Raw genomic sequence first — 2755 nt, 5'->3', positions numbered from 1 at the left:
ACCTCGAGAGAGGAATGTTTTTATAATTTCAACCAAAATAATTTGGAGATAATAAATGAGCGTATTAGTCGGCAAGCAAGCACCTGACTTTACAGTACCAGCAGTACTAGGTGATGGTTCAATCGTGGACGAGCTTACTCTTTCAGAAGCAATCAAGGGTAAGTACGGTTTGGTTTTCTTCTACCCGTTGGACTTCACTTTTGTTTGTCCTTCTGAGTTGATCGCGCTTGATCACCGTATGGATGATTTTAAGGAGCGTGGAGTTGAAGTAATCGGCGTTTCTATCGACTCCCACTTTACACACAACGCATGGAGAAACACTCCTGTTGATAAAGGCGGTATTGGTGCTGTTCGTTACACCCTAGCTGCGGATATGAATCACGACATTTGTAAAGCATACGATGTGGAGTCTGAGGGTGGTGTAGCATTCCGTGGTGCATTTCTCATCGACAAAGAAGGCATGGTTCGTTCGCAAATCGTCAATGACCTTCCATTAGGTCGTAATATGGATGAATTAATTCGTTTGGTTGATGCACTTCAATTCCACGAAGAGCATGGCGAAGTATGCCCTGCAGGCTGGAACAAAGGCGACAAAGGGATGGATGCTTCTCCCGACGGTGTTGCTAAGTACCTTTCAGAGAATGCTGAAGGTTTATAAGTCTTAGCGTTAAGACAAAAAAGCCGAGCGTTTAGCTCGGCTTTTTTGTTACTGGCTGAATGATCTATTTTGCATTAGCTGCGCTTAGTATGTTATCGGCCAACCGCCTAGGGTTTTCCATTTATTGATGATCGTGCAGAAAAGTTCGGCTGTTTTTTCAGTATCGTATTTTGCGGAGTGGGCCTCATGACCGTCAAAATCGATTTTGGCTGCAGCGCATGCTTTTGCAAGTACAGTCTGGCCAAAGGCCAATGCCGAAAGTGTATTGGTATCAAAGCTAGAAAAGGGATGGAATGGATTGCGTTTTATTTCAGCTCGCTCTGCTGCTGCGAAGACAAAACCGTGGTCAAAAGAAGAGTTATGGCCAACCAAAATGGCTCTTGTGCATCCGGTGCTTTTAACGGCTCTTCTAATCGGCGTAAAAATTTTGTCCAATGCGACCTTTTCAGGTTGTGCATTTCTATAAGGGCAATGAGGGTCTATACCTGTAAATTCAAGCGCTGACTTTTCGAGGTTAGCTCCTCTGAACGGCTCAACGTTGCAGTGCACAGTCTCTTTCCTATAGAGATTACCATCACTGTCCATATCAAGAATGACGGCTGCAATTTCGAGCAAGGCATCTGTCTTGGAATTGAACCCTGCTGTCTCTACATCGATCACAACGGGAAGAAAACCGCGAAACCGTGATGCTATGGAATGAGAATTGCTATCTTCGTTATCATTACAATCGTGTTCTGGGGAATTTAGGTCTGACACGCTTTATCCTTACTACCGTCACTCGCATAGACGAGTATAACAGAGCTATATTGATATTTGATGCGTCCGAGGCAAAGAATTGCCTGTATCGGCGTAATGCTGCCATATGAAGAAGGGATGACCGTTGTTGAAGAATGCCGTTTTGACACTTATAGGTCTCGTGCTATCTAGTCAAAGCTTCGCTGAACAAGAGCAAGAGCTTCGATTTCTAGCGCCTATTGACCGCAGTGAGTGGTATATATCTACTTCAATTTTTGAGTGCAGTATTATTCACGAAATTCCTCGTTACGGGCAGGGGATTTTTTATCATGAGGCTGGCGAAGAGCTCTTTTTCTATTCGCAGACAACGTCCAATCCAATGAAGCCGGGTGAGGCGGCGCTCGTTATCGAGGCTTCATCTTGGCGTCCAGGGAATGTCGTGCGTGATCTTGGCTATGCCAAAGTGGTTGATAGCGATAAGCCGATCTCTGTAGAGAGCCGTCGAGCGCAAGATATGATGAAGGGTTTGCTTGAGGGTATGAGCCCTACATTTACTCGACAAGCTTGGTATAGCAATGCATCGGTTCGTTTGTCGTTAAATAGCATTGGTTTTGCTAGCGTTCATGGCGCGTACCTGGATTGTATCTCCTCGCTTCTTCCAGTGAACTTCAGGCAAGTCGAGAGGACACGTGTCCATTTTGAGGTCGACAAATCGATTTTGTTGTCGAGTGACAAAAAGAACCTCGACATGGTTGTTTTATACGTTAAAGCCGATAGCACAGTGACGGCAATATACGTGGATGGTCATACCGATTCTTCGGGCAGACGTATTTATAACCGCCGACTATCAAAAGAACGCGCAGAGACAGTGACTCGTTATTTAACGAGCAAGGGTGTTAACGCCGATATGATTCAAACGCGTTATCACGGAGAGCGTTACCCGGTTGCCGATAATACCACCGTGCCCAATAAAGCGAAGAACCGACGCAGTACTGTTCGACTTGTTCGCGGTGAAAGCCTTTCTATGCCGACAAAAGAAGCCCCCGAGGGCGAGCTGAATTAGACATCGTCCTTGGTTGTTTTTCGGACGCCTTTTTCAGTAGAATACGCACCCCCTATATTTAGCGAACTCTATTACGGCACTTGGAGCATTTATGTCGAAGATAAACAAGGTTGTTTTGGCCTATTCTGGTGGTCTGGACACTTCCGTTATCGTCAAATGGTTGAACGAAGAGTACGGCTGTGAAGTCGTAACTTATACTGCAGACCTTGGTCAGGGCGAAGAAGTTGAGCCAGCCCGGGCGAAAGCCGAAGCGCTAGGTGTAAAAGAAATTTACATCGAAGACGTACGTGAAGAGTTCG

Annotated in this window: 4 protein-coding genes; 3 read left to right on the top strand and 1 reads right to left on the bottom strand. The window is 45.7% G+C overall.

Annotated elements, in window-relative coordinates:
• Positions 1 to 55 precede the first annotated feature (55 nt).
• The gene (locus tag A3750_RS11515; RefSeq protein WP_068458446.1) at positions 56 to 658 is read left to right on the top strand and encodes a peroxiredoxin; all 603 of its coding nucleotides are present in this window, start codon (positions 56 to 58) and stop codon (positions 656 to 658) included.
• 84 nt (positions 659 to 742) lie between these two features.
• Here A3750_RS11515 and rnt read toward each other — a convergent pair whose 3' ends face one another.
• Positions 743 to 1351, bottom strand: coding sequence for a ribonuclease T (gene rnt / locus A3750_RS11510; RefSeq protein ID WP_231871764.1), 609 nt, complete (start codon positions 1349 to 1351; stop codon positions 743 to 745).
• A 205-nt stretch (positions 1352 to 1556) separates the two neighbouring features.
• Between rnt and A3750_RS11505 the strand changes: the two genes are divergently transcribed.
• Together A3750_RS11505 and A3750_RS11500 are read left to right on the top strand one after the other, a co-directional pair.
• Positions 1557 to 2456 (top strand): OmpA family protein, encoded by a 900-nt coding sequence (locus tag A3750_RS11505; protein ID WP_068522504.1) that lies wholly within the window; start codon positions 1557 to 1559, stop codon positions 2454 to 2456.
• A gap of 91 nt (positions 2457 to 2547) precedes the next feature.
• Positions 2548 to 2755: argininosuccinate synthase domain-containing protein (locus A3750_RS11500; RefSeq protein WP_197475004.1), on the top strand; the 208-nt coding region annotated here is incomplete at its 3' end.

It is taken from the genome of Oleiphilus sp. HI0079, assembly GCF_001635105.1.
Note: the sequence above shows the minus strand (reverse complement) of the source record. Positions and strands in the feature narration are given on the sequence as shown.

Bases quoted from the DNA above. Each gene is read 5' to 3' on its own strand.
- A3750_RS11515 (WP_068458446.1), top strand. From the start codon at position 56: ATGAGCGTATTAGTCGGCAAGCAAGCACCTGACTTTACAGTACCAGCA.